This window comes from Kitasatospora sp. NBC_01302 (assembly GCF_035976515.1).
Taxonomy (GTDB): Bacteria; Actinomycetota; Actinomycetes; order Streptomycetales; family Streptomycetaceae; genus Kitasatospora.
Window position 1 is genome coordinate 5,903,868 of sequence record NZ_CP108404.1, and the last position, 24,778, is coordinate 5,928,645.

At 71.9% G+C, this 24,778-nt stretch carries 23 protein-coding genes; 20 read left to right on the top strand and 3 right to left on the bottom strand.

Features of this window, described 5'->3' with window-relative positions:
* The first annotated feature begins 39 nt into the window (after nt 1-39).
* The 14 genes from argS to OG294_RS25995 all read left to right on the top strand — a co-directional run bounded on the left by argS (nt 40) and on the right by OG294_RS25995 (nt 17,840).
* On the top strand, nt 40-1,701 hold the full coding sequence (gene argS / locus OG294_RS25930) for an arginine--tRNA ligase (protein ID WP_327068945.1): 1,662 nt from the start codon (nt 40-42) through the stop codon (nt 1,699-1,701).
* A gap of 56 nt (nt 1,702-1,757) precedes the next feature.
* Entirely contained in the window at nt 1,758-3,152 is a 1,395-nt protein-coding gene (lysA, locus tag OG294_RS25935) for a diaminopimelate decarboxylase (protein WP_327068946.1), read from the top strand.
* Nucleotides 3,153-3,278: 126 nt separating this feature from the next.
* Nucleotides 3,279-4,571 (top strand): homoserine dehydrogenase, encoded by a 1,293-nt coding sequence (locus OG294_RS25940; protein ID WP_327068947.1) that lies wholly within the window; start codon nt 3,279-3,281, stop codon nt 4,569-4,571.
* 3 nt (nt 4,572-4,574) lie between these two features.
* Complete coding sequence (gene thrC / locus OG294_RS25945) at nt 4,575-5,666, top strand: threonine synthase (RefSeq protein ID WP_327068948.1); 1,092 nt, start codon at nt 4,575-4,577, stop codon at nt 5,664-5,666.
* Nucleotides 5,667-6,076: 410 nt separating this feature from the next.
* Entirely contained in the window at nt 6,077-6,994 is a 918-nt protein-coding gene (gene thrB, locus OG294_RS25950) for a homoserine kinase (RefSeq protein WP_327068949.1), read from the top strand.
* Nucleotides 6,995-7,603: 609 nt separating this feature from the next.
* A complete protein-coding gene (gene rho, locus OG294_RS25955) occupies nt 7,604-9,685 on the top strand; it encodes a transcription termination factor Rho (RefSeq protein ID WP_327068950.1) in 2,082 nt (693 codons plus the stop codon).
* Nucleotides 9,686-9,890: 205 nt separating this feature from the next.
* Complete coding sequence (locus OG294_RS25960; protein ID WP_327068951.1) at nt 9,891-11,030, top strand: LCP family protein; 1,140 nt, start codon at nt 9,891-9,893, stop codon at nt 11,028-11,030.
* A 179-nt stretch (nt 11,031-11,209) separates the two neighbouring features.
* The gene (gene rpmE, locus OG294_RS25965; protein WP_327068952.1) at nt 11,210-11,434 is read left to right on the top strand and encodes a 50S ribosomal protein L31; all 225 of its coding nucleotides are present in this window, start codon (nt 11,210-11,212) and stop codon (nt 11,432-11,434) included.
* Between the two features lie 135 nt (nt 11,435-11,569).
* Nucleotides 11,570-12,649, top strand: coding sequence for a peptide chain release factor 1 (gene prfA / locus OG294_RS25970; protein WP_327068953.1), 1,080 nt, complete (start codon nt 11,570-11,572; stop codon nt 12,647-12,649).
* Nucleotides 12,650-12,672: 23 nt separating this feature from the next.
* Nucleotides 12,673-13,539, top strand: coding sequence for a peptide chain release factor N(5)-glutamine methyltransferase (gene prmC, locus OG294_RS25975; protein WP_327068954.1), 867 nt, complete (start codon nt 12,673-12,675; stop codon nt 13,537-13,539).
* 40 nt (nt 13,540-13,579) lie between these two features.
* Nucleotides 13,580-14,227 (top strand): L-threonylcarbamoyladenylate synthase, encoded by a 648-nt coding sequence (locus tag OG294_RS25980; RefSeq protein ID WP_327068955.1) that lies wholly within the window; start codon nt 13,580-13,582, stop codon nt 14,225-14,227.
* Nucleotides 14,228-14,283: 56 nt separating this feature from the next.
* Nucleotides 14,284-14,952: an arsenate reductase/protein-tyrosine-phosphatase family protein gene (locus tag OG294_RS25985; RefSeq protein WP_327071673.1), complete on the top strand. Its 669-nt coding sequence runs from the start codon at nt 14,284-14,286 to the stop codon at nt 14,950-14,952.
* 38 nt (nt 14,953-14,990) lie between these two features.
* Entirely contained in the window at nt 14,991-16,289 is a 1,299-nt protein-coding gene (glyA, locus tag OG294_RS25990) for a serine hydroxymethyltransferase (RefSeq protein WP_327068956.1), read from the top strand.
* 132 nt (nt 16,290-16,421) lie between these two features.
* Nucleotides 16,422-17,840 carry an MraY family glycosyltransferase gene (locus OG294_RS25995; RefSeq protein WP_327068957.1) on the top strand — a complete coding sequence of 473 codons (1,419 nt, stop codon included), beginning with the start codon at nt 16,422-16,424 and terminating at the stop codon, nt 17,838-17,840.
* 69 nt (nt 17,841-17,909) lie between these two features.
* On the opposite strand, the gene OG294_RS26000 is transcribed toward OG294_RS25995, so the two are convergent.
* The 3 genes from OG294_RS26000 to OG294_RS26010 are packed head-to-tail and all read right to left on the bottom strand — an operon-like array spanning nt 17,910 to nt 20,242.
* Nucleotides 17,910-18,572: a 4'-phosphopantetheinyl transferase family protein gene (locus OG294_RS26000; RefSeq protein WP_327068958.1), complete on the bottom strand. Its 663-nt coding sequence runs from the start codon at nt 18,570-18,572 to the stop codon at nt 17,910-17,912.
* Entirely contained in the window at nt 18,569-19,456 is an 888-nt protein-coding gene (locus OG294_RS26005; protein ID WP_327068960.1) for a metallophosphoesterase family protein, read from the bottom strand. The genes OG294_RS26000 and OG294_RS26005 overlap by 4 nt, the downstream gene beginning before the upstream one ends.
* A gap of 33 nt (nt 19,457-19,489) precedes the next feature.
* Nucleotides 19,490-20,242 (bottom strand): NAD-dependent epimerase/dehydratase family protein, encoded by a 753-nt coding sequence (locus OG294_RS26010; protein ID WP_442789218.1) that lies wholly within the window; start codon nt 20,240-20,242, stop codon nt 19,490-19,492.
* A 371-nt stretch (nt 20,243-20,613) separates the two neighbouring features.
* Here OG294_RS26010 and OG294_RS26015 point away from each other — a divergent pair, with 371 nt between their 5' ends.
* From OG294_RS26015 to OG294_RS26040, 6 genes are all read left to right on the top strand, one after another.
* Nucleotides 20,614-21,237 carry an acyl carrier protein gene (locus tag OG294_RS26015; RefSeq protein ID WP_327068961.1) on the top strand — a complete coding sequence of 208 codons (624 nt, stop codon included), beginning with the start codon at nt 20,614-20,616 and terminating at the stop codon, nt 21,235-21,237.
* A 222-nt stretch (nt 21,238-21,459) separates the two neighbouring features.
* Nucleotides 21,460-21,894, top strand: a complete 435-nt coding sequence (locus OG294_RS26020; protein WP_327068962.1) for a hypothetical protein — start codon at nt 21,460-21,462, stop codon at nt 21,892-21,894.
* 302 nt (nt 21,895-22,196) lie between these two features.
* Nucleotides 22,197-23,012 carry a F0F1 ATP synthase subunit A gene (atpB, locus tag OG294_RS26025; protein ID WP_327068963.1) on the top strand — a complete coding sequence of 272 codons (816 nt, stop codon included), beginning with the start codon at nt 22,197-22,199 and terminating at the stop codon, nt 23,010-23,012.
* Between the two features lie 86 nt (nt 23,013-23,098).
* On the top strand, nt 23,099-23,329 hold the full coding sequence (atpE, locus tag OG294_RS26030) for an ATP synthase F0 subunit C (RefSeq protein WP_327068964.1): 231 nt from the start codon (nt 23,099-23,101) through the stop codon (nt 23,327-23,329).
* A gap of 29 nt (nt 23,330-23,358) precedes the next feature.
* A complete protein-coding gene (locus OG294_RS26035) occupies nt 23,359-23,916 on the top strand; it encodes a F0F1 ATP synthase subunit B (protein WP_327068965.1) in 558 nt (185 codons plus the stop codon).
* Nucleotides 23,913-24,728, top strand: coding sequence for a F0F1 ATP synthase subunit delta (locus OG294_RS26040; RefSeq protein WP_327068966.1), 816 nt, complete (start codon nt 23,913-23,915; stop codon nt 24,726-24,728). The genes OG294_RS26035 and OG294_RS26040 overlap by 4 nt, the downstream gene beginning before the upstream one ends.
* The last annotated feature ends 50 nt before the right edge of the window (nt 24,729-24,778 follow it).

Below are 24,778 nucleotides of genomic sequence, written 5' to 3' on the forward strand. Positions count from 1 at the left end.
GTGGCCGTGGGCCGGCCGCTCTCGCCTAGGCTTGGGCGCGTGACACCCGCAGAGCTCTCCCACGCAGTCCAGGTCGCCGTGCGCACCGCCGTCGAGGCGGGCGAGCTGTCCGTCGACGTCCCCGAGACGGTGACGGTCGAGCGACCGAAGAACCGCGACCACGGCGACTACGCCACCAATGTGGCGCTCCAGCTCGCCAAGCCGGCCGGCAAGCCGCCGCGCGCGGTCGCCGAGCTGGTGGCCGCGCGCCTGCGAGAGCTGCCCGGGGTCGCCAAGGTCGACATCGCCGGGCCCGGCTTCCTGAACATCACGCTGGACGCCGCCACCCAGGGCGAGCTGGCCCGCACGATCGTCGAGGCGGGTGCGGCGTACGGCCGCAACGAGGCGCTCAAGGGCCTGAAGATCAACCTGGAGTTCGTCTCCGCCAACCCGACCGGGCCGATCCACATCGGCGGCGTGCGCTGGGCGGCCGTCGGCGACTCGCTGGCCCGGATCCTGCGTGCCACCGGCGCCGAGGTGAGCACCGAGTACTACCTCAACGACGCCGGCGTGCAGATCTCCAAGTTCGCCGCCTCGCTGCAGGCCGCCGCGAACGGGCGCGAGGTGCCGGCCGACGGCTACGTGGGCGAGTACATCGGCGACATCGCCAAGGCGATCACCGACGGCGTCCCGGGCGTCCTCGCGCTGCCCGAGGACGAGCAGCTGCAGGTCTTCCGCACCGAGGGCCTGGCGCTCATGGTGGCCGAGATCCAGCGTTCGATGGACGAGTTCGGCACCCACTTCGACACCTGGTTCTCCGAGAAGTCGCTGCACGACTCGGGCGCCGTCGAGAAGTCGATCGAGCGGCTGCGCGAGCAGGGCCACGTCTTCGACCAGGACGGCGCGATCTGGCTGCGGACCACCGACTTCGGTGACGACAAGGACCGCGTCCTGATCAAGGCCGACGGCGAGACCACCTACTTCGCCGCCGACGCCGCCTACTACCTCAGCAAGCGCGACCGCGGCAGCGAGGTCAGCGTCTACATGCTGGGCGCCGACCACCACGGCTACGTCAACCGGCTGAAGGCCATCGCGGCCTGCGCGGGCGACGACATGAACCGCAACATCGAGGTCAAGATCGGCCAGTTCGTCAAGATGCTGCGCGATGGTGAGGAGGTCCGCATGTCCAAGCGGGCCGGCAACATCATCACCATCGACGACGTGGTCGACTGGATCGGCGTGGACGCCGCGCGCTACACGCTGTCGCGCTCCTCCACCGATTCGACGATCACGCTGGACATCAACATCCTGACCAGCCAGTCGAACGAGAACCCGGTCTACTACGTCCAGTACGCGCACACCCGGATGTGCGGCGTGGCGCGCAAGGCCGCGCAGCTGGGCGTCGACAAGGGCGCCGCCGAGCAGTTCAAGCCCGAGCTGCTGGCCACCGAGTGGGAGTCCGACATGCTCGGCGCGCTCGGCGAGTTCCCGCGGATCGTGGCCAAGGCCGGTCAGCACCGCGAGCCGCACCACGTGGCCCGCTACCTGGAGGACCTCGCGGGCAAGTACCACCGCCTTTACGAGAACTGCCAGTTCCTGCCCAAGGGCGACGAGGAGCTGACCGACACCCACCGCGCCCGGCTCTGGCTGGTCCAGGCGGCCCAGACGGTCACCGCCAACGGCCTGGCCCTGCTCGGCGTCTCCGCCCCCGAGCGGATGTAGCCCCGCGCACCTGCGCACCTGCGCCCCCGCGCACGCCCAGAGAGAGACCTTCCCCGATGAGCCGCTCCGCGCACCCCGCAGGCCCCCGTCACGGCGATGTGCTGCCGGAGGGGCACCACCCGGCCCCGCCGAGCGACCTGAACGCGCTGGACCCCAAGGTCTGGTCGCGCACGGTGGCCCGCGGCGCCGACGGGGTGGTCACCGTGGGCGGGGTCGCGGTGACGGAGCTCGCGGCCGAGTTCGGCACGCCGGCCTACGTGCTGGACGAGGCGGACTTCCGGGCCCGGGCCCGGGCCTGGCGGGAGGCCTTCGGGGCCGGGGCCGACGTCTACTACGCGGGCAAGGCCTTCCTCTCCAAGGCCGTGGTCCGCTGGCTGCACGAGGAGGGGCTCAGCCTCGACGTGTGCAGCCCGGGCGAGCTGGCCGTGGCGCTGGCCGCCGGCATGCCGGCGGCCCGGATCGCGCTGCACGGCAACAACAAGTCGGTGCACGAGCTGGAGCAGGCCGTGAAGGCGGGGGTCGGCCACATCGTGGTCGACTCCACCCAGGAGATCGACCGGCTGGCCGCCATCGCCGCAGGACAGGGCGTGCGGCAGCCGGTGCTGATCCGGGTGACGGTGGGCGTCGAGGCGCACACCCACGAGTTCATCGCCACCGCGCACGAGGACCAGAAGTTCGGCTTCTCGCTGGCCCAGGGCGCGGCGGCGGACGCGGTCGCCCGGGTGCTCGGGCACCACGAGGCGCTGGAGCTGCGCGGTCTGCACTCGCACATCGGTTCGCAGATCTTCGACACCGCCGGTTTCGAGGTGGCCGCCCGCCGGGTGGTGGGCCTGCTGGCGCGGATCCGCGACGAGCACGGCGTGGAGCTGCCCGAGATCGACCTCGGCGGCGGCCTGGGCATCGCCTACACCAGTGAGGACGACCCCCGCGAGCCCGCCGAGATCGCCGCCGCGCTGGCCGAAATCGTGCGCCGCGAGTGCGCCGCGCAGCGGCTGCGGGCACCGCGGCTGAGCGTCGAGCCGGGCCGCGCGATCGTCGGGCCGACGGCCTTCACGCTCTACCGGGTCGGCACCGTCAAGCCGCTGGCGGGCCTGCGCACCTACGTCAGCGTGGACGGCGGGATGTCCGACAACATCCGCACCGCGCTCTACGACGCGGCCTACTCGGTGGCCCTGGTCTCGCGCCGCAGCCAGGCCGAGCCGATGCTGGTCCGGGTGGTCGGCAAGCACTGCGAGTCCGGGGACATCGTGGTCAAGGACGCCTTCCTGCCGGGCGATCTGACGCCGGGTGACCTGATCGCGGTGCCCGCCACCGGCGCGTACTGCCGTTCGATGGCGAGCAACTACAACCACGCGCTGCGACCGCCGGTGCTGGCGGTGGCCGACGGCGCGGCCCGGGTGATCGTGCGGCGCGAGACGGAGGAGGATCTCCTGCGTCTCGATGTCGGATGACGGAAATCGCGTCTCGAATCCTGAGACGTCCGTAGATCTTTCCGAATCGTCCCCGAGACTGGAACCAGCCAATGTCCGGCGGCTTGCCGAAATGCCGCCGGAAACGAGAAGGATGAGCGGAGTCGGATGATGCGTACGCGGCCGCTGAAGGTGGCGTTGCTGGGCTGTGGTGTGGTGGGCTCCGAGGTGGCGCGCATCATGACGACAGACGCCGCCGACCTCGCCGCGCGCATCGGCGCGCCGGTCGAGCTCGCCGGCATCGCGGTCCGGCGGGCCGGGCGGGTGCGCCCGGGCGTCCCGGAGCACCTGATCACCACCGACGCCGAGGCGCTGGTCGCACGGGGCGACATCGACGTGGTGATCGAGGTCGTCGGCGGCATCGAGCCGTCGAAGAACCTGATCCTCACCGCCTTCGAGCAGGGTGCCTCGGTGGTCAGCGCCAACAAGGCGCTGCTCGCCAAGGACGGTGCCGAGCTGCACGCGGCCGCCGCCGAGGCCGGGGTCGACCTCTACTACGAGGCCGCGGTGGCCGGCGCGATCCCGCTGATCCGCCCGCTGCGCGAGTCGCTGGCCGGGGACCGGGTCAACCGGGTGCTGGGCATCGTCAACGGCACCACCAACTTCATCCTCGACAAGATGGACACCACCGGCGCCGGCTACTCGGAGGCGCTGGAGGAGGCCACCGCGCTCGGCTACGCCGAGGCCGACCCGACGGCCGACGTCGAGGGCTTCGACGCCGCCGCCAAGGCCGCGATCCTGGCCGGCATCGCCTTCCACACCAAGGTCACCGCCGCCGACGTCTACCGCGAGGGCCTGACCGAGGTGACCGCCGCCGACATCGCCAGCGCCAAGGCGATGGGATGCGTGGTCAAGCTGCTGGCGATCTGCGAGCGGGCCGCCGACGGCGCCTCGGTCACCGCCCGGGTGCACCCCGCGATGATCCCGCTCAGCCACCCGCTGGCCTCGGTCCGCGAGGCCTACAACGCGGTCTTCGTGGAGGCCGAGGCGGCCGGGCGGCTGATGTTCTACGGTCCGGGCGCCGGCGGTGCGCCGACCGCCTCCGCGGTCCTCGGCGACCTGGTCGCGGTCTGCCGCAACAAGCTCAGCGGTGCCACCGGGCCCGGCGACTCGGTCTACACCCGGTTGCCGGCCAAGCCGATGGACCAGGTCGTCACCCGCTACCACGTCAGCCTGGACGTGGACGACCGCGCGGGCGTGCTGGCCCAGGTGGCCTCGGTCTTCGCCGAGCACGGGGTGTCCATCGACACCGTGCGCCAGCAGGGCCGCGACGGCGACGCCTCGCTCGTCGTGGTCACCCACCGCGCCACCGACGCCGCCCTGTCGGCGACCGTGGACAAGCTCCGCGCGCTGGACAGCGTGCGGGACGTGGCCAGCATCATGCGGGTTGAAGGGGAATAGCCAATGAACGCCGTGATCGACCAGGTCGGTGGCCGTACCCACCAGTGGCGGGGGATCATCGAGGAGTACCGCGACCGCCTGCCGGTCAGCGCCAGCACGCCGGTGGTCACCCTGCTGGAGGGCGGCACGCCGCTGGTCCCCGCCCAGGTGCTCTCCGAGCGCACCGGCTGCGACGTCTACCTGAAGGTCGAGGGCGCCAACCCGACCGGCTCCTTCAAGGACCGTGGCATGACCATGGCCATCTCCAAGGCCAAGGAGGACGGCGCCCAGGCCGTCATCTGCGCCTCCACCGGCAACACCTCGGCCTCCGCCGCCGCCTACGCGGTGCGCGCGGGCATGGTCTGCGCGGTGCTGGTCCCGCAGGGCAAGATCGCGCTGGGCAAGATGGGCCAGGCCCTGGTGCACGGCTCGAAGATCCTCCAGGTGGACGGGAACTTCGACGACTGCCTCACCCTCGCGCGTGAACTGTCCGAGAACTACCCGGTCGCGCTGGTGAACTCGGTGAACCCGGTGCGCATCGAGGGCCAGAAGACGGCCGCCTTCGAGATCGTCGACATGCTCGGCGACGCTCCCGACCTGCACGTGCTGCCGGTCGGCAACGCGGGCAACATCACTGCCTACTGGCGTGGTTACCGCGAGTACGCGAAGGACGGCATGGCCACCCGCACCCCCCGGATGTGGGGCTTCCAGGCGGCCGGTTCGGCCCCGATCGTGGACGGCGCCCCGGTGCTCAAGCCGCAGACCATCGCCACCGCGATCCGGATCGGCAACCCGGCCTCCTGGGCCATGGCCGAGGCCGCCCGGGACGAGTCGGGCGGCCTCATCGACAAGGTGACCGACCGTCAGATCCTCGCCGCCTATCGTCTGTTGGCCGCGACCGAGGGCGTCTTCGTCGAGCCCTCCTCGGCCGCCAGCGTGGCCGGCCTGCTGGCCAAGGCGGAGGCCGGCCTGGTCGACCCGGGTCAGCGGATCGTCTGCACGGTGACCGGCAACGGTCTCAAGGACCCGGACTGGGCGGTGGCCGGTGCGCCGCAGCCGCACGTGGTCCCGGTGAGCGCCGAGGCCGCCGCCCAGCGCCTGGGCCTGCTGGACTGACGCACCGTCGACAGCGCCCGGCGCCGACCGGGCCGCTGTCGAGGAGGTCCCACCGGCCGGGCCGGCCGCCGTGGCCGGCCCGGCCGGAATCTGACGAGAAGCGGGCGGGAATCGATAGCAGGGTGCCGATTCGTAACGGCCGGGGTGTCGCTTTCGTTGTTCTTTGCGATGTCAATTCCAGCCGGATTCCGGCCATAACCTGCAACACGGCAGATCGAGAGGGAGCGGGGTGTACCGCTGTGGAACCTCTCTTCGATACTCTGAACCTGGCGGTGTGGCACATGCCAAGGGCTCAGCCGTTGCCCCGAACGGGCAGGACCTGACCCTCGCTGCGCACTGACACCCCCGCCGCCGTACCACCGCCGGCCCCCCACGACGGGCCTGCCTCACTCCCCAGGAGAGTCCACCGCATGGCCGGTCCCGCGTTCCGTGCCGCCGCCGTCCGGGTCCGAGTCCCCGCGACCAGCGCCAACCTGGGTCCGGGGTTCGACGCCTTCGGGCTCGCGCTGGGCCTGTACGACGACATCGTGGTGCGGGTCGCCGACTCGGGGCTGAGCGTCGACATCGCGGGCGAGGGCGCGGGCGAACTGGCCCGCGACGAGCGCCACCTGGTGGTCCGCGCGATGCGTGCCGCCTTCGACCGGCTCGGCGGACAGCCGCGCGGCCTCGAAGTGGTCTGCGCCAACCGCATACCGCACGGCCGCGGCCTCGGCTCCTCCTCGGCCGCGATCTGCGCGGGCATCGTCGCCGCCCGCGCGGTCACCATCGGCGGTCCCGCCGCCCTGGACGACGCCGCGATGCTGGCCCTCGCCTCCGAGCTGGAGGGCCACCCGGACAACGTCGCCGCCTGCCTGGCCGGCGGGTTCACCATCGCCTGGACCGACGAGGACGGGGCCAGGGCGGTCCGTCTGGACCCCGCCGCCGAGGTGGTCCCCGTGGTCTTCGTCCCGAGCACCGAGGTGCTCACCGAGACCGCCCGCGGCCTGCTGCCGAAGACCGTCCCGCTGGCCGACGCCGCGGCCAACGCCGGCCGCTCCGCCCTGCTCGTGGAGGCGCTGACCAGGCGCCCCGAGCTGCTGCTGCCGGCCACCGAGGACCGGCTGCACCAGGACTACCGCGCCGCCGCGATGCCGGACAGCGCCGCCCTGGTGGCCGCCCTGCGCTCGGAGGGGGTGCCGGCGACGATCTCCGGCGCGGGCCCCACCGTGCTCGCGCTGTCCGACGAGGCCGGCGCGGAGAAGCTGCTCTCGTTCGCCGGTGAGTCGTTCGCCGCCCATCGGCTGCGCCTCGACCGTGACGGGGCGGGTGTCCTGCCGTTGGACGGATGACGTCCGAGCTGCGCGGCCGGCGCGGTGGGCGTCCGCACGGCCGTGCGCCCAATCGGGCAGCGTGGTCGGCCGGCGGGACGGACACGATTGGCAAGCACAAGGCTGGGGAATGTGTGAGGGGGTCGGTAGTGTTAACCTCAATGCTGCATCAGGCGCCCCGCGGGGCACGGTGCACCGCGTCCCCCACCTCTGAGCCCGCTCGTGCGGGGTCACGGCGTTGTCGGGGACCACGATTCTCCGGGAGCCCGCCACAGCGCGTACGCAGCCTGCCTGCGCGACTGAGGCCGCATTCCGAAGCCGTGTCGGATCCTGACCCCCAACCGCCTGGGCCGGCCTCCAGCTGACCCCGGACGATCGGGAGCGCGGGAGACCGCCACGCGACGGGGCCCCGGGTTTCGCCGGCAGCGCGGTCGGCATGAGTACCGTCCGCCACGCCTTTTCGCACCACCGTGCCTCGTGCACCGCACTTCGCACCTCCTCCCCCCAGCCGGCACCGTGCCGCGTGGAGGGAATACCGCATCGGACTTGCGCACAGCAGAGTGCAGGTCAGACAGCACAACCGGTCGCCGAGCCAGACAGGCCGACGTCCGCTCCAGGGAAGGACCCTTAGTGAGCGACACCACCGATCTGATGGGCGCGCGCCCGGACGCCGACGCGACGGACACGTCCGCCGCCCCCGCGGCGCCGGCCAAGCGCCGCCGCACCGTTGCCGCAGGCCTTGACGGTCTGGTCCTGGCCGAGCTGCAGAAGCTCGCCTCGACGCTCGGCATCAGCGGGACGGGCCGGATGCGCAAGAGCCAGCTCATCGAGGCCATCAAGGAGAAGAGCGGCGGCGACCCGCTGCTCGCCTCCGCCGGCGCGAGCGCGCCGGCCAAGGCCGCCGCCAAGGAGGCCGCGCCCGCCGCGGAGAAGCCCGCCCGCCGTACCCGGGCCGCCGCCCAGGCCGCGGCCCCGGCCGCCGCCGAGGCGCCGACCCAGATCGAGATCCCGGGCCAGGCCGCCCCCGAGGCCGCCGCTCCGGCGCGGGCCGAGCGCGGCCGCCGCCGGGCCACCTCCGCCGCCGGTGCCCCCGGCGCCGTCGAGGCCCCCGCCGCCGCGGTCTCCACCGTGGTGGGCACCGAGGCCCCCGCCGAGCCGGCCGCCGCCGAGCCCAAGGGCGAGGCCCGTGCCGAGCAGACCCGCACCGCCGAGGGCCAGGGCGAGGCGCGCGAGGGCCGCCGGGAGCGCCGTGACCGCCGCGACCGCGGTGAGCGCGGCGAGCAGCGCGTCGAGACGGCCGAGGGCGACGGTGGCGAGGGCCGCGAGTCGCGTCGCGACCGCCGCAACCGCCGCGACCGGTCGGACCGCCCCGAGCGCTCCGACCGCCAGCAGGGCGCCCAGCCGGCCGCCCAGCAGCCGGCCGCCCAGCCCGCCGCCGCCCAGCAGGGCGGCTACGACGACGACGAGTTCGGCGACGGGCGCCGCGGCCGTCGCGGGCGCTACCGCGACCGCAACCGCCGGGGCAGCCGCCGCGACGGCTTCGAGGGCGGCGTGGCCGAGCCGCAGGTGGGCGACGACGATGTGCTGATCCCGGTCGCGGGCATCCTGGACATCCTCGACAACTACGCCTTCGTGCGGACCTCCGGCTACCTTCCGGGCCAGAACGACGTCTACGTCTCGCTCGCCCAGGTCCGCAAGAACGGCCTGCGCAAGGGTGACGCGATCACCGGCGCGGTGCGCCAGCCGCGCGACGGCGAGCGCCGCGAGAAGTTCAACGCCATGGTGCGGCTGGACTCGGTCAACGGCATGGATCCGGAGAGCGGCCGCAACCGCCCCGAGTTCGGCAAGCTCACCCCGCTCTACCCGCAGGAGCGGCTGCGCCTGGAGACCGACCCGGGCGTGCTGACCACCCGGATCATCGACCTGGTGTCGCCGATCGGCAAGGGCCAGCGCGGTCTGATCGTCGCCCCGCCGAAGACCGGCAAGACGATGATCATGCAGGCGATCGCCAACGCGATCACCCGCAACAACCCCGAGTGCCACCTGATGGTCGTCCTGGTCGACGAGCGTCCGGAAGAGGTCACCGACATGCAGCGCTCGGTCAAGGGCGAGGTCATCTCCTCGACCTTCGACCGTCCGGCCGAGGACCACACCGTGGTCGCCGAGCTGGCCATCGAGCGCGCCAAGCGCCTGGTGGAGCTGGGCCACGACGTGGTGATCCTGCTCGACTCGATCACCCGCCTGGGCCGTGCCTACAACCTGGCGGCGCCGGCCTCCGGCCGCATCCTGTCCGGTGGTGTCGACTCGACCGCGCTCTACCCGCCGAAGAAGTTCTTCGGCGCCGCGCGCAACATCGAGAACGGCGGCTCGCTGACCATCCTCGCCACCGCGCTGGTGGAGACCGGCTCGCGGGCCGACGAGGTGGTCTTCGAGGAGTTCAAGGGCACCGGCAACATGGAGCTGCGCCTGGACCGCAAGCTCGCCGACAAGCGGATCTTCCCCGCGGTGGACGTGGACGCGTCCAGCACCCGCAAGGAGGAGATCCTGCTCGGCAGCGAGGAGCTGGCGATCACCTGGAAGCTGCGTCGGGTGCTGCACGCGCTCGACTCGCAGCAGGCGATCGAGCTGCTGCTGGACAAGATGAAGCAGACCAAGTCCAACGCCGAGTTCCTGATGCAGATCGCCAAGACCACCCCCGGTTCGGGCGACTGACCTCGCATCAGCAGCACGGCCGTCCTCGGCGGCCGTGCTCCAACGCCGCCGGCGGCCACGGATTCCCCGTGGCCGCCGGCGGCGTTCTGCGTGTCGTCGCAAGGTTGGGGCAGGGCTGTTGCACAGAACGGACATATGGCACTAAAAGGTCGCTTATCCTCAGAGGAATGGCCGGATCGGCCGACCGACGTGAGGACCAGGACCGATGGCCGACGAGCAGCAGGGCGACGCCCCGGACGGGGGCCGCGGGGCGCGCCCCCGCAAGGTGCGCAGCCGCAGGGCGAAGGTGCTGCGGGCGGTGGCACTGACCGTGGCGGGGCTGCTGCTGGCCGGGGCCGGCGTGGCCGGGTACGCGTACTGGAAGTGGAACTCGAACATCAGAAGCGTCGACATCGACTCCCAGCTCGGCAGCGCCCGCCCCTCGGCACCCGGCAACGGCTCCTTCAACGTGCTGGTGCTCGGCTCCGACTCGCGCAGCGGCGCCAACGGCGCACTGGCGGGCGGCGCCACCGACGGCACCGCCCGCTCGGACACCGCGATGGTGGTGCACGTCGACCAGAGCCACTCGGCCGCCACCGTGGTCTCCATCCCGCGTGACACGCTGGTGAACCGCCCCGCTTGCACCGCCCCGAACGGCACCGCGGTGCCGGCCGCCGCCGGCGCGATGTACAACAGCGCCTTCGAGGTCGGCGGTGCGGCCTGCGCGGTGAAGACCACCGAGCAGCTGACCGGCCTGCGGATGAACCACTACGTCGAGATCGACTTCGCTGGCTTCGCGGCCTTCGTCAACGCGATCGGCGGCGCCACGGTGACCACCACGGTGGACATCCACGACCAGGACAGCGGCCTGAACCTCAAGGCCGGCACCACCCACCTCGACGGGGACCAGGCACTGGCCTTCGTGCGCACCCGGCACGGCGTGGGGGACGGCAGCGACCTGGGCCGGATCGAGCTGCAGAAGCAGATGGTGAAGTCGATCATCTCCCAGGTCGACTCGATCGGTCTGCTCACCAACCCGGTCAAGCTCTACTCGGTGGGCGACACCCTGACCAAGGCGATCACCACCGACTCCCAGCTCGCCTCGGTGAGCGCGTTGACCGGCCTCGGCGAGGAGCTCAAGGGGATCGGCACCGACCACCTGACCATGGTCACCCTGCCGGTGGTCACCGCGCCGAGCGATCCCAACCGGGTGGTGGCCCAGCAGCCGCAGGCCGGTCAGGTGTGGAGCGCGCTGCGGGCCGACCAGCCGGTGCCGGCGTCCATCGTGAGCAGCCAGCCGGTCAATCCGGCCGACCCCGCGGCGAGCGCCGGCGCCCCCGCCACGGCCGCCGCCACGCACTCCTGAGCACTGCGCGCGGCTCGCGGGGAGCAGCGCGGCGGCTCCGCGGCCGACGGTGGAATATCGGCGGGCCGGAGCCGGTTTGGGAAGAAGCGGTCAGTGCTGGCACACTGGTCCGTCGGTCCCGGTTCACGTGCGACACCATGCCGCCGACCCGGTGCCCTCCCGAATCCTAGGAGAATCCCTTGAAGCCCGACGTTCACCCCACGTACGTGGTCACCTCGGTGACCTGCACCTGTGGCAACGAGTTCACCACCCGTTCCACCGAGGCCTCCGGCGTCATCCGCGCCGAGGTGTGCTCGGCCTGCCACCCGTTCTACACCGGCAAGCAGAAGATCCTCGACACCGGTGGCCGCGTGGCCCGCTTCGAGGCCCGCTTCGGCAAGGGCCTCAGCGGCAACCGGGCCTAGCGCTCAAGCGGCGCCGGTCTCTGGCGTCCCCGTACTCGAACGGGGGCGTCAGGGCCGGCGCCGTTCGCGTCCCCCCGCAGTCCAGCGCGCCACCCACTCCGTCATCTCAGCTTCCGGGAAAGAAGGCCACCCCACATGTTCGAGGCAGTCGAAGAGCTCCTCATCGAGCACGCCGGCCTCGAGGAGCGGCTGGCCGATCCGTCGGTGCACGCGGATCAGGCCAACGCTCGCAGGCTGGCCAAGCGCTACGCCGAGCTCACGCCGATCACCCGCACCTACCGGGCCTGGCGCCAGGCCGGCGAGGACATCGCGGCCGCCCGCGAGTTCGCCGCCGAGGACCCCGACTTCATCGCCGAGGCCAAGGCCGCCGAGCAGCGCCAGAACGAGCTGACCGAGGAGCTGCGGCTGCTGCTGGTGCCGCGCGACCCCAATGACGACAAGGACGTCATCCTGGAGGTCAAGGCGGGCGAGGGCGGCGAGGAGTCCGCGCTGTTCGCCGGCGACCTGCTGCGGATGTACCTGCGCTTCGCCGAGCGGGTGGGCTGGAAGACCGAGATCATCGACTCCAACGAGTCCGACCTCGGCGGCTACAAGGACGTCTCGGTGGCCGTGAAGACCAAGGGGAGCGCCCTCGAGCCCGGCCAGGGCGTCTGGGCCAAGCTGAAGTACGAGGGCGGCGTGCACCGGGTGCAGCGGGTCCCCGCCACCGAGTCGCAGGGCCGCATCCACACCTCGGCGGCGGGCGTGCTGGTCACCCCCGAGGCCGAGGAGGTCGAGGTGGAGGTCAACCAGAACGACCTGCGGATCGACGTCTACCGCTCCTCGGGCCCGGGCGGCCAGTCGGTCAACACCACCGACTCCGCGGTCCGGATCACCCACCTGCCGACCGGTATCGTGGCCTCCTGCCAGAACGAGAAGAGCCAGCTGCAGAACAAGGAGTCGGCGATGCGCATCCTGCGGTCGCGACTGCTGGCCGCGGCGGTCGAGGCGGCCGAGCAGGAGGCGTCCGACGCGCGGCGCAGCCAGGTCCGCACGGTCGACCGCTCGGAGCGGATCCGGACGTACAACTACCCCGAGAACCGCATCTCGGACCACCGCACCGGCTTCAAGGCCTACAACCTGGACCAGGTCCTCGACGGCGACCTGAACGCGCTGATCCAGTCCGCCGTGGACGCCGACGCCGCCGCGAAGCTCGCCGCGGCGCAAGAGCAGTAACCACCGCAGAGGGGTACGTACGGATGAACCTGCTGCTCGCCGAGGTGGCCCAGGCCACCCAGCGGTTGGCCGCGGCCGGCGTGCCGTCGCCGCGCTTCGACGCGGAGGAACTCGCCGCACACATCCACCACGTCAAGCGCAGCCAGCTGCACACCGTGAAGGACGCGGACTTCGACGCCCGGTACTGGGAGGCGGTCTCGCGGCGCGAGGCCCGCGAACCGCTGCAGCACATCACCGGGCGGGCCTTCTTCCGCTACCTGGAGCTGGAGGTCGGCCCCGGTGTCTTCGTGCCGCGCCCGGAGACCGAGACCGTCGTCGAGTGGGCCATAGAGGCCGTGCGCGAGATGGACGTGGCCGAGCCGCTGGTGGTCGACCTGTGCTCCGGCTCGGGCGCCATCGCGCTCGCGCTGGCCCAGGAGCTGCCGCGTTCCATCGTGCACGCCTTCGAGCTGGACGAGGGGGCGCTGAACTACACCCGGCGCAACATCGCCGCCAGTCCCGACCGCGACCGGGTCACCCTGCACGCGGGCGACGCCACCCGGGCCTTCGCCGGGGACAGCTCCTGGGACGGCCGGTTCGACCTGGTGATCAGCAACCCGCCGTACATCCCGCTCACCGAGTGGGAGTACGTGGCGCCCGAGGCCCGCGACCACGACCCGCAGCTCTCGCTCTTCTCCGGCGAGGACGGCCTGGACACCATCCGCGGCATCGAGCGGGTGGCCGCGCGGCTGCTGCGGCCCGGCGGCGCGGTGGTGATCGAGCACGCGGACACCCAGGGCGGCCAGGTGCCCTGGATCTTCAACGAGGAGGGCGGCTGGACGGACACGGCCGACCACCGGGATCTCAACGGGCGGCCGCGTTTCACCACCGCTCGGAAGACGTCGCTGTGACGTCGGATTTCGCTGTGACTTCGAAGAGGGGACTGCTCCGATGAGCCGCCGTTACGACTGTGCCGACGCAGGCGACCGTGCCACCGGGCTGCGCGAGGCCGCCTCGGCGATCCGCCGCGGCGAGCTGGTCGTGGTGCCGACCGACACCGTCTACGGGATCGGCGCGGACGCCTTCAACCCGGAGGCCGTGGCCGCCCTGCTGGCCGCCAAGGGCCGCGGACGCAACATGCCCTCCCCGGTGCTGGTCGGCTCGCCGACCACGCTGCACGGCCTGGTCACCGACTTCTCGGAGCAGGCCTGGGAGCTGGTCGACGCCTTCTGGCCCGGCGGGCTGACCCTGGTCGCCAAGCACCAGCCCTCGCTGCGCTGGGACCTGGGCGAGACCCGCGGCACCGTCGCGGTCCGGATGCCGCTGCACCCGGTCGCCATCGAGCTGCTGAACACCACCGGCCCGCTCGCCGTCTCCAGCGCCAACAAGTCGGGCCAGCCGGCCCCCGGCGACTGCGAGGACGCCGAGTACCAGCTGGGCGACTCGGTGGCGGTCTACCTGAACGGCGGCCGGGCCGAGCACGGCCTGGCCTCCACCATCGTCGACGTCACCGGCAAGGTGCCGGTCCTGCTGCGCGCGGGTGCCGTGAGCATCGAGCAGCTGAGGGAGGTCGTCCCCGACCTGGAGGCCGGCAGTTGACGGCCCAGCTCTACTCCGGGTTCGACCCGATCGAGGCCGGCTGGGCGCCCGGCGGCCTGGCCTCCTACCTGGCCGTCACGCCGCGCCCGGCCGACAGCTTCAAGATCCTCTTCGTCTGCACCGGGAACGTCTGCCGCTCGCCGATCGCCGAGCGGCTGACCCGCCATGAGCTGGACACCCGGCTGCACGAGCGGGCGGCCGGCCGGATCGTGGTGGAGAGCGCCGGCACCTGGGGCCACGAGGGCGCCCCGATGGAGGCGCACGCGGCCACCGTGCTCGGCGAGTACGGCGTGGACAGCGGCAACTTCGCCGGGCGCGAGCTGCTCGACGAGCACGTGGTGGAGGCCGACCTGGTGCTCACCGCGACCCTCGACCACCGCGCGCAGGTGATCTCGATGGGCCACGCGGCGGGCCTGCGCACCTTCACGCTCAAGGAGTTCACCCGCCTGGTGGGCTCGATAGACCCGGCCACGCTGCCCGCGGTGGGTGCCGGCCCCGAGGTCACCGAGCGGGCCCGTGCCCTGGTGCGGGCGGCTGCCGCGCTGCGCGGCTGGCTGCTGGCCGCCAGCCCCGAGGCCGACGAGGTGGACGACCCCTACGGCGCGCCGATCGGCATGTTCCGCAACTGCGGCGAGGAGATATTCCACGCGCTGGACCCGGTGCTCACCGCCCTGACGGGCGTGCCCGCCCCGCGCCATCAGGACGGCGGCCACGCTCCGTCCTAGGCTGGACTCCACCGCCCGAACGGCCCCGGAGCGCCGCCATGACCCTCGCTGATGCCGCGCACGCTGTTCAAGACCCCCACACCGCCGAACCCCTCCGCTGGGAACCGTCCGCGGCGCTGCGCGCGGCCGACCCCGAACTCGCCGACCTGCTGTCGGCCGAGGCCGAGCGCCGGGCCGGCGGGCTGCAGCTGCTGGCGGGGGAGAACCTCGCCACCGAGGCCGTGCTGGCGGCGCTGGCCGGCCCGCTGGTGGACAAGTACGCCGAGGGCTACCCCGGCCGCCGCCATCACACCGGCTGCGCCGTGGCGGACGCCACCGAACTCCTCGCGATCTCCCGGGCCTGCGGCCTGTTCGCCGCCGAGCACGCCAACGTCCAGCCCCGGTCCGGCACTTCGGCGATGCTGGCGGCCTTCGCGGCGCTGCTGCGGCCGGGCGACGGAGTGCTCGCGATGTCGCTGGAGCACGGCGGCCACCTCTCCTGCGGCTCGCGCGCCAACTTCTCCGGCCGCTGGTTCGACGTGATCGGCTACGGGGTGCGCGAGCAGGACGGCCGGATCGACCTGGACCAGGTCCGCGACCTGGCCCGGGTGCACCGGCCCAAGGCGATCATCGCCGGCTCGATCTCCTACCCGCGCCACCTGGACTGGGCGGCCTTCCGGGAGATCGCCGACGAGGTGGACGCCTACCTCGTCGCCTCGGTCGCGCAGATCACCGGCCTGGTGGCGGCGGGCGTGGCGCCCTCCCCGGTGCCCTACGCCGACGTGGTGGTGGCGGCCACCCACAAGCTGCTGCGCGGCCCGCGCGGCGGCCTGCTGCTGTGCACCGCGGAGCTGGCCGACCGGGTGGACCGCGCGGTCTTCCCGTTCACCCAGGGCGGGGCGGCGATGAACGAGGTGGCGGCCAAGGCGGTGGCCTTCGCCCAGGCGACCACCCCGGAGTTCGGCGCGTACATCGGGCGGGCGGTGGACGGCGCGCGCTCCTTGGCCGCGGCACTCGCCGGGGCCGGGGCCCGGCCGCTGACCGGCGGTACCGACACCCACCTGGTCACCGCCGACGTCAGCCCGCTGGGCGTCACCGGTGCGCAGGCGGAGCGCCGCTGCGCGGCGGCCGGGCTGATGCTCGGCAAGGCCGCGGTGCCCTTCGACCCCGTGCCCGCCGCCGAGACCTCCGGGATCCGGCTGGGCACCGGAGCCGCGGCGGCGCTCGGACTGGGCCCGGCCGAGCTCGCCGAGGTCGGAGCGCTGATCGGCGCCCTGCTCAGCGGGGGTGAACCGGCCGCGGCGGCGGCGCGGGTGCGCGAACTGGTCCGGACCGCCGGGGCGAAAGGCCCTCGGTAGAGCGAACCGCGATGCACGCGCCCGTCGTCCGATTCAATAAGGTGTGTACCGTGGCGACGCACCTCGAACCCCTCAGCCGTGCGGGAGTACCTTCCGTACGCACCCAGCCGCGTGTGTGGAAGGAGCCAGTCGGTGCGTGAGTACCTGCTCGTGCTCTTCTGTACGGCGGCGGTGACCTACCTGCTGGTCGGCCCGGTCCGGAAGTTCGCGATCATCGCCGGGGCGATGCCGGCGGTGCGGGCCCGGGACGTGCACCGCGAGCCCACCCCGCGCCTGGGCGGTATCGCGATGTTCGGCGGGCTCTGCGCCGGGCTGCTGGTGGCCTACCACCTGACCAACCTGGGCAAGGTCTTCTCCGACGACCCCTCCGACATCCGGGCCCTGCTGTCCGGCGTCGGCATCATGTGGGTGCTCGGCGTCCTGGACGACAAGTGGGGCGTGGACGCGCTGGTCAAGCTCGGCGGTCAGATGATCGCCGCGGGCGTCATGGTCTACCAGGGCATCACGGTGATCTCGATCCCGGTGCCCGGCGTCGGCCCGGTGGCGCTCAGCCCCACCCTGGGCATGATCATCTCGGTGGCCCTGGTGGTCGTCATGGTCAACGCGGTGAACTTCATCGACGGTCTGGACGGTCTGGCCGGCGGCATGGTCTGCATCGCCGGGATGGCCTTCTTCCTGTACTCCTACCGCCTCTGGTACGGCTACTCGATCAGCGAGGCGGCGCCCGCCGTGCTGTTCAGCGCGCTGCTGATCGGCATGTGCCTGGGCTTCCTGCCGCACAACCTGCACCCGGCCCGGATCTTCATGGGCGACTCCGGCTCGATGATGCTCGGGCTGATGCTGGCGGTGGCCGCGATCTCGGTGACCGGCCGGGTCGACCCCGACCTGATCACCGCGCAGGCCGGTTCGCAGACCGCCACCACCCACATCCTGGTGCCGATCTACATCCCGCTGCTGCTGCCGCTCGCGGTGGTCGCGCTGCCGCTGGCCGACCTGCTGCTCGCCGTGGTCCGGCGCACCTGGGCCGGGCGCTCGCCGTTCGCCGCCGACAAGCAGCACCTGCACCACCGGCTGCTGGAGATCGGCCACTCGCACAGCCGCGCCGTGCTGATCATGTACTTCTGGGCCGCGCTGATCGCCTTCGGCACGGTGGCCTTCTCGGTCACCAACACCGGTCGCACCGTCGTGCTGGCCTGCGCCGGGTTCTGCCTGATCGGGATCGTGGTGCTGCTGCTGCCCTGGTTCCGGCCCAAGGCGCCGGCGGCGGTGCAGGCCATCGTCCCGCCGCGCTACCGGCGCGGCAGCTCCGGCCGGCGCCGCCCGGTCCAGGCCGAGGTGCGCACCGCCCCGGCCCGCGCGGCCGAGGCCCTGGCCGCCGACCCGCAGACCACCGAGCTGCGCACCGTGGAGCTGCGGGCGGCCACCCGGGGGCTGCGCGAGCCCGCCCCCGCCGAGCCGGTCGCGGCCGAGCTCTCCGCGGCCGACCGGGAGATCCTGCGCGGGGGCGGCGCCACCGCGCTCGGTGGCGGCCGCAGCGGCGAGCGGCACTGACCCGGACGTACGGCAGCGGCCCAGGGCTTCTTGGACAAGCCCTGGGCCGCTGCCGTACGTCCGGAGCGGTCAGCTCCGGTGCGGCACCGCGATCGCGGTCAGCGCGATCCCCTCGGCCACCAGCCAGCGGCCGGTGAAACCGGTCAGCGGGCGGTCCTCCACCAGCGGCGGCGGGACCAGCAGCTGCGCGGTGAAGCCGCCCTCGACGTCGAACGAGAGCGAGGCCTCGGAGAAGTCGAGGAACACCTGGGTCAGCGGGAACCAGGCCTTGTAGACGCTCTCCTTGGCGCTGAACAGCAGCCGGTCCCAGGGGACCTCGGGCCGCTGCGCGCCCAGCGTGCGCAGCCGGGTCAGCTCCTCGGGGCGGGCGATCGCCTCCAGCACCCCCTCCGGCAGCGGCTCGGCGGGCTCGGCGTCGATGCCGATGCTGAGCAGTTCCTTCGCGTGGGCCAGCGCGGCAGCCCGGTAGCCCAGGCAGTGGGTCATGCTGCCGACCACGCCGGCCGGCCAGGTCGGCGCGCCCCGCAGGCCCGGCAGGATCGGCGCCACCGGCACCCCGAGCTCGGTCAGCGCCCGGCGGGCACAGAGCCGCACGGCGCGGAACTCGTGCTGGCGGGTGGCCACCGAGGTGCTGATCAGCGCCTCCTCGGCGGGGAAGAGCAGCTCGGTCACCGCGGCGCCGCTGGTGTCGGCGACGGTGACCACCGCGTCGGGCAGGATCCGCTCGATCACGCCGCACCGCCCGTCGGTCCGGCCTGCGCCGCCGTGGCCGCCGGCAGGATCCGCCGCAGCCCGGGGGCACCGGTGGCGCGCCGCTGCCACTCGCGCGGGTAGCCCACCGAGACCTCCTCGAAGCGGACCCCGTCGTACCAGGTGGTCCTGGGTATGTGCAGGTGGCCGTAGACCATGGCCGCGGTGTTGAACCGGGTGTGCCAGTCGGCGGTGGCGGTGGTGCCGCACCAGAGCGCGAACTCCGGGTAGTACAGGACGTCGGTCGGCGTGCGCACCAGCGGGTAGTGGTTGACCAGCACCAGTGGCACCTCGGGGTCGCAGGCCGCCAGCCGCCGCTCGGTCTCGGCCACCCGCGCCCGGCACCAGGCCTCGCGGCTGGGGTAGGGGTCGGGGTGCAGCAGGAACTCGTCGGAGCAGACCACCCCGGCCTCGTGCGCGCGCTCCAGCGCCTGCTCCTGGGTCAGCGTGCCGGCCGGGCGGAAGGTGTAGTCGTACAGCAGGAACAGCGGCGCGATCCGCACCGGGCCGCCCTCGCCGTACCAGACCGGGTAGGGGTCCTCCGGCGTCACCACGCCCAGGCCACGGCACACCTCCACCAGGCGTTCGTAGCGGGCGACGCCACGCAGCTGCGAGGCGTCGTCGCCGTGCGACCAGAGCTCGTGGTTGCCCGGTGCCCAGATCACCTTGGCGAACCGCTCGGCGAGCAGCCCGAGCGCCCAGGCGATGTCGTCCACGATCTCGCTGACGTCACCGGCCACGAGCAGCCAGTCGTCCGGGCTCTCCGGCTTGAGCGCCTCGACCAGCGAGCGGTTCTCGGCGTAGCTGATGTGCAGATCGCTGATGGCGAGGAGGGAACCGCCTCGCCCATCAGTGGTTCTCGTCACTGCGTACGTACCTTCCGGGAGGAGCGGAGGCGGTCAGGCCTGCGCCTGCCGCCAGGCCTGGTAGGTCGCCGCGATCCCCTCGCCCAGCGGGATGCGCGGCTGCCACCCGAGGGCGGCCGGCCGGCTGGTGTCCAGCAGCTTGCGGGGCGTGCCGTCCGGCTTGTCGGTGTCCCGGACCAGCTCGCCGGTGAAACCGACCGCATCGGCCACCGTACGCGCCAGTTCATGGATCGTCAGATCGTATCCGCACCCAACGTTGACCGGTGCGTCGCTGTCGTAACGGCGCAGCAGCAGGACGTGCGAGGTCTTCAGGTCGAAGTCGTCGCCCGGGCCGTAGAGGTTGCCGGGCATCGCCACGACGTAGGAGGCGCCGTACTGCTTGCGGTAGGACTGGGCCTGCACGATGCCGGCGATCTCGGCGAGCGCGTACGCCTCGTTGGTGGGCTCCAACGGGCCGGTGAGCAGGGCCTCCTCGGTGATCGGCTGCGCCGTCACCCGCGGACAGATGCAGCTGGAGCCGAGGAAGAGCAGTCGCCGCACCCCCGCCGCGTGCGCACCGGCGATCACGCTCAGCTGGATGCGCAGGTTGTCCTCGATGAACTGCACCGGGTAGGTGCTGTTCGCCATGATCCCGCCGACCTTGGCGGCGGTCAGTACCACCGCGTCCGGGCGCTCCTTCCGCAGGAAGACGGCGGTGGCGGCCTCGTCGCGCTGGGGGTGGGGGTGTGCCGGGCTCAGAGGGTGCCGGCGATCCACTGCTCGACCGCGTCCGCTTGGTCGCGGCATGACCCTCGACGATGGTGAAGTGGGCGCCGGGGACGGGCACTTCGGCGTGCTTCAGCTGCCACTCGATGTGCAGTCGGCCGGTGGCGACCGGGTCCGGGCCGGCCCCGCGGGGAGCGAGCGGGATCTGGTCCATGGCGCGCGCCAGGAGGGTGGGCGTGTTGATCTCCTCCGGGTGCCGCTCGGGCAGGATGCGGTGGTAACCGCCCATCGCAGTAAGCCTGGTGGCGTTCATCAGATCACCGCCCAGCGTCGCCGACTGCGAAGCCGCACTGCCCCCTTCGTGGACTGGTCGCTGACCGGTGTGCTGCGCGAGGCCGAAGGTGCGCCGACGCTGGCGCGGGTCGACGTCGTCCAGGCTGTCCTCTTCGCCGGTGGCCGCTCGGTTCGCCTTCGGGGCGCTGCGCGACCAGGCCAGGGCGGGCAGCCTGGCGCCGCTCTTCCGCGGTCTGGTCCGCACGCCGTCCCGGCGGGTGGCCGGCACGGTGCAGGCCGGCCCCGCCACCACGCTGCGTGAGCAGCTGGCGGGGGTGCCCGAGGCAGAGTGGGACGCGCTGGTGCTGGAGCTGGTCCGCGGCACGGTGGCGGAGGTGCTCGGCCACGCCTCCGCCGAGGCGGTGCGGCCGGACCGGCCGCTCAAGGAGCTCGGGTTCGGCTCGCTGTCGGCGGTCGGGGTCCGTAACCGGCTCACCACGGTGACCGGGCTCCGACTGCGGGCCACCGTCGTGTTCGACCACCCCTCGCCGCTGGGACTTCGGCAGGTCCGTCGGACACATGGGCGGTTCCGACGTCATCGTCTCGCTCAACCACATGCTGGAGAGCGGCGAACTCGCCCCCGGCAGAAACGTCTTGCCGACCCTGTCCGGACCGGGCCGGGCCTGTCCGCGACGGTGCTCACCGTCCCCGCAGAGTCCTTCCGGGGCGGCCGGGCGACGGATTCCGGCGCTGGACGGGAGCTTCGCCCGTCCAGTCCCCTACGCTTTCACCCACAAGAGTGATGGGTTCGCCCGTTGGTGTGTCTAGCGCCACACTCCCTCAGTAAAGCTCTCATCAAATAGTTTGTGATATCGTTCACGAGGACCAAGGGATGAGCCGAAGCACCTCGTATGGAGGACTTCCCGGCTGACCAGGTCAGCCCTTCGGTCGCTGAGCACACGCACCTCCCGTGCTCATCCCCAACCCCCGTCCACGTTCCCCGACATGCCGCCGGAGTTGCCGACATGCCGTCCGCTGACGCCCCGCTTGTTCGAGGCGCCGCAATTCCCACTGCGGTCGCCGGAGTTGCCGCTGTCGCGGCCGCGACCGCGATCGCGGGTGCGAAAGGCCTGTACGGCGCGCTGTTCGCCGCGCTCCTGGTGTTGGCCTTCTTCAGCTTCGGGCAGATCGCCATCGGTCGCCTGAGCAGGAACAACCCGCAGATGATGCTCCCCGTCGCGATGGTCGTCTACATGACGCAACTCCTCGCCGTGGGCATCGTGCTGGCCCTCTTCAAGGGCACAACTCTGTTCGACACCAAGGTTTTCGGCTTCACCGTGCTCGGCTGCACCGCGGTCTGGACCGCGTTCATGGTGCGGGGCGGCATGAAGGCCAAGATCTTCTACGTGGTGCCGGAGCCCGCCGCCGCAGCGGGGGCCTCCACGGAGCGTCAACCGTGAGCGTCACCGTCTCCCTCCCCAGAGGGAGGGGGCTGACGCTTATGCGAAACCAACAGGCTGCTATCGTCCGGGGCAGCCACGGAGTGCGGGAAGCGTCCGGATCGCTCCACCAGCCGGACTGATCACCGTTGACGCCGCACAGCCTCCAGAATCCCTGGGATCGTGCAGGGCTGCGTCTCCACACAGCTCACTGGCGTCTCCAGCCCGCGTAACAAGAAACATTCCAGTGCCGCACCGTGGCTGAATGCCGCGCCGACACACCGAGGTTGCCGTAACTATGTGTCACGACGAAGGAGTCCGTGGTGAGTGCTGACAGGCTCACGCAGCAGCTTGCCTCAGGAGGATGCCACCTGTTCTCCGGCTGCGGCTTCCCGGCCCCCGGCCTGAACGAGTTCCAGTTCCACCCGATGTTCACCGTGGCGGGCTTCGGCTTCAACAAGCCGATGCTGCTGTCGATCATCTGTGCCCTGCTGGTGATCGGGTTCTTCTGGGCGGCGTTCGCCAAGCCCAAGGTGGTGCCGGGCAAGATGCAGCTGGTTGGCGAGATCGGCCTCGACTTCGTCAAGCGCGCGATCGTCTTCGAGAACATCGGTAAAAAGGGCGAGAAGTACGTCCCGATGATGGTCTCGATCTTCTTCTTCGTCTGGATCATGAACATCATGTCCGTGATCCCGGTGGCGCAGTTCCCGGTCACCGCGGTGATCGGCTGGCCGGCCGGCCTGGCGCTGGTCTGCTGGATCACCTACATGAGCCTGACGTTCAAGAAGCACGGCTTCGTCGGCGGCCTGAGGAACCTCTGCTGGCCGTCGGGTGTCCCCGGCTGGGTCATGTTCATCCTGGTCCCCATCGAGTTCTTCTCGAACATCTTCGTGCGGCCGTTCACGCTCGCCGTCCGGTCCTTCGCCAACATGTTCGCCGGTCACCTGCTGATCACGATGTTCTCGGTCGCGACCTGGTACCTGCTGAGCCCGAGCCTTGGCGCGCTGTACGGGACCACCTCGTTCGTGGTGACCCTGGGCCTGACCGCCTTCGAGCTGCTGGTCCAGTTCCTGCAGGCCTACATCTTCGTGACGCTGGCCAGCAGCTACATCGCCGGTGCGCTGGAAGAAGCGCACTGAGCCCCCTCGCAGTACCCCGCCCAACCCCCCCAAACTTCCGGTGGGCACTCACCACCGGATCTCCACCCCGCAAAGGATGAGCTGAGATGTCTGTTCTCGCTGCTGGCGTCACCGGTTCCGTCGCCTCCATCGGCTACGGCCTCGCTGCGATCGGCCCCGGCATCGGTGTTGGTCTGATCTTCGGTAACGGTGTCCAGGCCATGGCCCGTCAGCCCGAGGCCGCCGGCCTGATCCGCTCCAACATGTTCATCGGCTTCGCGCTGACCGAGGCGCTCGCGCTCATCGGCATCGTCATGCCGTTCGTCTTCGGCAAGTAAGTCCGACAGACTCGACGGAAGGTCCAGATATGTCGCTCATCGCGATGCAGCTGGCGTCGGAGGACTTCAACCCTCTGGTGCCCAAGGCGCCTGAGCTCATCATCGGCCTGATCTGCTTCTTCGTGGTCTTCGGTCTGCTCGGCAAGAAGCTCCTCCCCAGCATCGAGAAGGTGCTGGCGGAGCGTCGGGACCAGATCGAGGGCGGCCTGGAGCGGGCCGAGGCCGCGCAGGCCGAGGCTCAGGCCCTGCTCGAGCAGTACCGCGCCGAGCTCGCCGAGGCGCGTCACGAGGCCGCTCGGATCACCGAGCACGCCCGTGAGCAGGGCGCTGCCCTGATCAGCGAGATGCGCGAAGAGGGCCAGCGTCAGCGTGAGGCCATCATCGCCGCCGGTCACGCCCAGATCGAGTCCGACAAGAAGACGGCCACCGCCGCCCTGCGTCAGGACGTCGGTTCGCTCGCCTCCCAGCTGGCGTCCCGCATTGTCGGCGAGTCCCTCGAGGACCACGCCCGGCAGACCGGCGTGATCGACCGCTTCATGGACGAGCTGGAGGCCAAGGCCAGCGCGACCGCGGCGGGCGCCAAGTGATCGGCGCCAGCCGTGAGGCCCTGGCCGCCGGCCGGGAGAACCTCGACAGCCTGACCGACAACACCTCGGTGGACGCGGCCAAGCTGGCGGAGGAACTCAGCGCCGTCACCACGCTGCTGGACCGCGAGGTCTCGCTGCGCCGCGTGCTGACCGACCCCTCGCGGTCCGGTCAGGACAAGGCCGAGCTGGTCGGCTCGCTGCTGGGCCGCCAGGTCTCCGGTCCGACCGTGGACCTGGTCTCCGGTCTGGTCCGCTCCCGTTGGTCCGGTGGACGCGACCTGGTCGACTCGGTCGAGGAGCTCGCCGCCTACGGCGAGATCATCGCCGCCGAGAAGGCCGGCAAGCTGGACGACCTGGAGGACGAGCTCTTCCGCTTCGGCCGCGTCGTGGCCGGCTCGCACGAGCTGCGCGCCGCCCTGACCGAGCCGAAGGCCGGTGCCGCCGCCAAGGCGGGGCTGGTCAAGAAGCTGCTCGGTGGCCGTGCCCAGGCAGGCACCGTCCGTCTGGTCACCTCGCTGGTCGCCACCCCGCGTGGCCGTAGCCTGGAACAGGGCCTCGCGTCCTACGCCAGGCTCGCTGCCGACCGCCGCGACCGCGTGGTGGCCCTGGTCACCACCGCTGTTCCGCTCAGCGACCGCCAGAAGGAGCGCCTGTCGGGCGCGCTGGCCAAGCTGTACGGGCGCGCGGTGCTCCTGAACATCGACGTCGACCCCGAGGTCGTCGGCGGTGTCCGGGTGCAGATCGGTGACGAGATCATCGACGGCACCGTGTCGAGCCGCCTCGAAGGCGCTCGACAGGCCCTCGAAGGCTGAAGCCACCCGCACAGCAACATCCGACCCTCGGTCGGGCGCCGGTCCCACCC